Below are 4,874 nucleotides of genomic sequence, written 5' to 3' on the forward strand. Positions count from 1 at the left end.
CCGCTGCCGACTGGCGGTTCACTTAGCGGCTCAGAGAGTTTTCTGTCTTTCCAGAAATGCTTCGGTAACACGCGAGTGCTTTGCGCAAAGCTAAACAACTTCTCACGGTTCGGATTATTCATCTCGATACGAACAACCAAATCAGAAACCGCGGTAACGGATTCGATGTCTTTGTAATACACACGGTATTGAGGCACACCTTCTGTCGAAAACTTCATGAAGGTAAACGCCACATCATGGGCCGTAATAGGTTGCCCATCATGGAATTTAGCATTCGGGTTGATATCGATTTCCATCCAAGAGAAATCACTCGCATAACGAACTTTAGAAGCAATCAATGGATAGTAAGCATCAATTTCATCACTCGGTGAAAACATCAAGGTATCGTAAATTTCACCGGAATAGCTGGCGGCAACGCCGCGTGAACCGAATCGATTAAAGCTATCGTAGGTACCAATGCTGCCGTAGGTCACTTTGCCGAATTTAGGCGCATTCGGGTTAACGTAATCGAAGTGAGTAAAATCGGCTGGGTATTTTGCTTCACCAAAACCAACCAGTTGTGTGGTTTCAATAACGGTGACGGCGGGAGTGGATTCGGTATCGGATGCGTAAGTAATGGAGGGTTGTAGAGCAATAAGCGGCAGCATAACTGCACATGAGGCTAACTTTAACCTGAAAAACTGAGTGCGCTGCGAGGCCTTGCGTCGAAGATCTGTTCCCATTTGACTCTCCCTTCAAATGTCATGAATTCAATATTCAGCTTGATTTGTCGGCTTTGAATGCATGCCGTTAAAACAAGTATAGAATCAAATCTAACATCATGTAATAACTAATAAAACCATCAGCACCATAAGTCTTACGCTTTATTTACAAATTACTCGGGACTGTTCTAAGAAATATCACGCGCTAGCGCTATGGCTGAACCTGTGGCTAGCACGTGATTGTGTAGGATTACTGTACTATTAACTACTGCACCAGATACGCGTCAAAGATAAGTTGACCCACTTCGTTGATCACCTTGTCACGTTGTTGGAGAGTGAATTCAGTTTCTGTAAGAGCGACGCTGATGATCAACGGAGCTCTATGTTCACTCCACACGATAGCCGTAATTGCGCGAGAACCATAAGCGCCCGCCCCTGATCTATCCGCAATATTCCAACCACTAGGCAAGATAGAACGAAACATTCCGTCAGACACTTTATTGCCCATCATCCAGCCTTTTAACGTCGATTTGGACGCTTGTGACAACGTATCGCCATACATCAACTTATTCAACGTCATCACAATGCTTTTTGGTGTTGTGGTATCGCGCGCATCATCTGGTCGAGCATGATTCAATTCTGGCTCTAAATGGTCAAGACGAGTATTGCTGTCTCCAATAGAACGCAGGAACTGAGTTAAGCCATTGGGCCCATCTATTCCACCTAACACAATATTTGCCGCGGTATTGTCACTCATCGTCATGGTTGCGCTACACGCATCTCTAAGTGAAATACCTTTATCGACTAGCTCTTTAGTCACCGGAGACCAAACAATGAGGTCTTCAGACTTAATATTGACCTGTGAATCCAAATCCAGCCCTTTGTTTTCAGCATCATAAAGAAGGTTCGCACAAGCCAGAGTTTTGAAGGTACTCATCATCGGGAAACGTTCGTCGCCCTTGTAGCTCCACGCTTTCTTGGTCGCCGAATCATAGACAGCCACACCAATACGTGCCGAAACACGAGATTCAATTTGCTCAATCGATTCAGGCGTAAGGGATTGACTCAATGACGATGTAGAGAAAAAGGTGCTCAACAATACAAGAGCGAGAGAGGTATATTTTTTCATAGTGAAACCATTAGAAAACGACCGATTGATCGTAGAGAAAATTAAACACGACACCTTAACCGTATCGAATGGGGAGAATCTAAGCAGAAAGCGGCGACCTTCGCTAGATCAAATGAAAATAACTGACTAAATCCGAACAATATCTCCATATTTTAGATATCCTTAAAGGAGCAATTTCAATAGGATTCAACCTTGAACAAACCAAACCAAGTAACCTTCTCAACGTTCAACCTTTTGAACTACCTTGAGCCACCGAACGCTTATTATGATTTTGAGAACATCTACAGCTTCGACGAATGGCAGAAGAAACAACATTGGATTGCTGAGGCGATTCGCTCAACAGATTGCGATGTGATCGGCTTCCAAGAGATCTTTAGCCCAGAATCTATAGAACAGCTAATGAATGAGCTCGGTTACCCCTACTTTGCTGTGGTCGATAGCGCACACGTCGAAGATGATTACCTATACACCTGCCCTGTAGTGGGCATTGCTTCCCGTTACCCGATTGAAAGTGTTCAGCCAGTCACACCGGATTCGAGCTTACTTGCCGCCTTTAACCTTGGTGACAATTTTTCATTCAACCGAACACCTGTTCACGCCACCATTGAATTACCTCACTTAGGCTCAACCGATTGTTATGTCGTGCACTTTAAGTCACAACGCCCAACAGAGCCCAAAGTCGAGCCGATAAAAACCAGCGACAGTTCAGCAGAGCAAAAGCTACAAAGCGATACACTGATTAAACTTCACCAGGAACAACTAGGTTCTTGGCTATCGAGTGTTCAACGCGGCCTAGAAGCTCAATTGCTACACCAATACATTACCAATCAACGCTATCTCACCGACCAACCCGTTGTGTTGATGGGCGACTTTAACAAGCCCCTATTTAACGATGAGTTCAGAGGGCTGTTGAGCTATTCGTTGAATCGAGATGAAACCAGCCAACATTGGCTTTCACACTTTAGATTGAGAGACAGTTGGGATCTCTACCATCAATTACACGAAGAAGACTTGCTCGAACAACGTAAACCAACTCACTATTACGGCGCATCAGGCTCAGTCTTGGACTACATATTGATGTCGAACGAATTTGACTGCCAGAACTCCTCAAGTTTGATGGAAATATCACACTACACCGTGCTCGATCATCACCTGATTAACCCAAGCTTCGAACACGACCAATTCAGTACCGATCACGCTGTCGTTTCCGTCACCGCTCATATCCGCGAGGCCTAAGTTAGACATAGAAAAGCCGCAGTCAAACACTGCGGCTTTTTAGCCTAGCCAAGCGGGTTTAGCCAACCGACGCCCCATTTAGAAATGGACCTGTTCTTGGGCAAAACGAAAAATATTAAAAGGTGTACATCGCGCCTAAGTAGAAAGAGTCCAAGATCACTGTCTTTTTATAAGTCTTGTTTGTTCCCAACCTTGCCTCGTTAATTTCAGCATCAAACACATCTGCTTCATATCCTAAACGCATAGTGAAAGCCAGTGCTTTTGGCGGTGTGTACTCTAAGCCAAAGCCCACACGAGCCCCGGTATCTGCATCAGACTTGAGCTGAGAAAGACTGTATCTTCCCTCCTTAGAATCTAAGTCGGTGCTAGACAAACCAACTACACCAAAAGGACGTAATCCGTTATCGAACGTGTAACCAAGATTTGCGCTCAAAGAAATAACCTTTGGTGCCCAACTGAAATTGTAAGAGCGAGCAAAGTTTACTTTCGCGTTGTGTGCGACTACGTCACCGTAATCTGTGTATTGAGCCTCAATAGAAGCAATACGATTAAACTTATAGCCAGCCATAATACGATAAGCGTTATCTTTCGCTTCAAATGTCGCTGTTTTAGCTGAATTACTTTTAGATACTAAGCCGTCATCATCAATGTCTGACGAACCTATTGCGCCACCTAGATAAAAGCCGCTATCCAATACCGAGGCTGATGCCGTATGAATTGTAAATGACGACAGAAGCAATACTGCACTTAATATAGATTTATTCATCTTCATGTTACCTTGAGTCTTTAAGCCAACAGCTTTAATTTCGCGTTGGTCAATGTATAAAAAAGCTGCCGACTATTGCGGCAGCTTTCCACTTTAGCCAAACGGGTTGAGCCAACCGACGCCCCATTTCGAAATCGATTTACCGTTTAACAAAGTGTGAAACTTAGAAGTTGTATGTTGCGCCTAAGTAGCAAGAATCTAGTACGGAGTTATCCGACACCCCGTCGAATTGGCGAGCAGATTACGCTCACAGAAAACAAAAAAATAAATAAAAATATAATCACTTAGTAACTTCGAACAACTCAATCAGTAAAAACAAATAACCAACTGAATAACAAAGAAATAAAACATCTTCACTTTTCGCGAAAAATCCCACATCCATTTTCAAACCAACGGTTTTTTATATTTTTTCTCGCGTGGCTTACGTGCGCTTACTTTCAAGAGAGGTCTGATTTTGCATAATCCGCGCGCTTCGATTGCTCACTTTCGATGCACAACAAGTCATAAACCAATCTTTTCTATTCGAACAAATGAACATAAATACGATGAACCACACCATAAACTTCAGCGGCCTACTCATTGATACCAACTCTCGAACGATTACCAATCAGCAAGGTAACCGTATTGCATTACGCCCCCAGTTATTGGCTGTGCTCTGTCTACTAGTAGAGAACGTAGGAGAGCCAATCACTAAAGAACATATTATTGATGAGTGCTGGGAGGGAGAGCTCTCATCACCTCACGCCCTAGCTAACGTTATTTATAACCTGCGTAACGTATTCGCTCGCTTAAGAACGCCTCATATCCAAATTCTCACAGTCACCAAGTTTGGTTACGCTCTATCAATAAAAGAAGGTGAACTCGTTTAGGCTTTGCCCTATTCGAGCCAACGGTAAAGCCACACATCGAGTAAACCTGTTCCTAGTTTTGCCAACGTTCGGGCTCCACAAAAACGAACCTAGCCCCCTACTTCCCGCGAATTTATGCAATCAATCACGGTGATTGAGATCACCAAAAAACGCCTCATCGAAACGTTTCGATG

General features: G+C 43.8%; 5 protein-coding genes. 2 read left to right on the top strand and 3 right to left on the bottom strand.

The annotated features are described in order from the left end of the window. On the bottom strand, window positions 1-722 hold a 722-nt coding region (locus BCT81_RS28635; RefSeq protein ID WP_241908293.1), incomplete at its 3' end, for an ABC transporter substrate-binding protein. 244 nt (window positions 723-966) lie between these two features. Then, entirely contained in the window at window positions 967-1,830 is an 864-nt protein-coding gene (gene bla, locus BCT81_RS28640) for a class A beta-lactamase (RefSeq protein ID WP_102426629.1), read from the bottom strand. Between the two features lie 192 nt (window positions 1,831-2,022). Here bla and BCT81_RS28645 point away from each other — a divergent pair, with 192 nt between their 5' ends. Then, entirely contained in the window at window positions 2,023-3,066 is a 1,044-nt protein-coding gene (locus BCT81_RS28645; RefSeq protein ID WP_102426630.1) for an endonuclease/exonuclease/phosphatase family protein, read from the top strand. Window positions 3,067-3,181: 115 nt separating this feature from the next. On the opposite strand, the gene BCT81_RS28650 is transcribed toward BCT81_RS28645, so the two are convergent. After that, entirely contained in the window at window positions 3,182-3,832 is a 651-nt protein-coding gene (locus BCT81_RS28650) for a porin family protein (RefSeq protein ID WP_102426631.1), read from the bottom strand. A gap of 545 nt (window positions 3,833-4,377) precedes the next feature. On the opposite strand from BCT81_RS28650, the gene BCT81_RS28655 reads away from it, so the two are divergent. Beyond that, the gene (locus tag BCT81_RS28655; protein ID WP_102426632.1) at window positions 4,378-4,701 is read left to right on the top strand and encodes a winged helix-turn-helix domain-containing protein; all 324 of its coding nucleotides are present in this window, start codon (window positions 4,378-4,380) and stop codon (window positions 4,699-4,701) included. Window positions 4,702-4,874 lie beyond the last annotated feature (173 nt).

Origin of the sequence: Vibrio sp. 10N.261.52.A1 (genome assembly GCF_002876325.1) — a bacterium.
Lineage (GTDB): Bacteria > Pseudomonadota > Gammaproteobacteria > Enterobacterales > Vibrionaceae > Vibrio > Vibrio chagasii.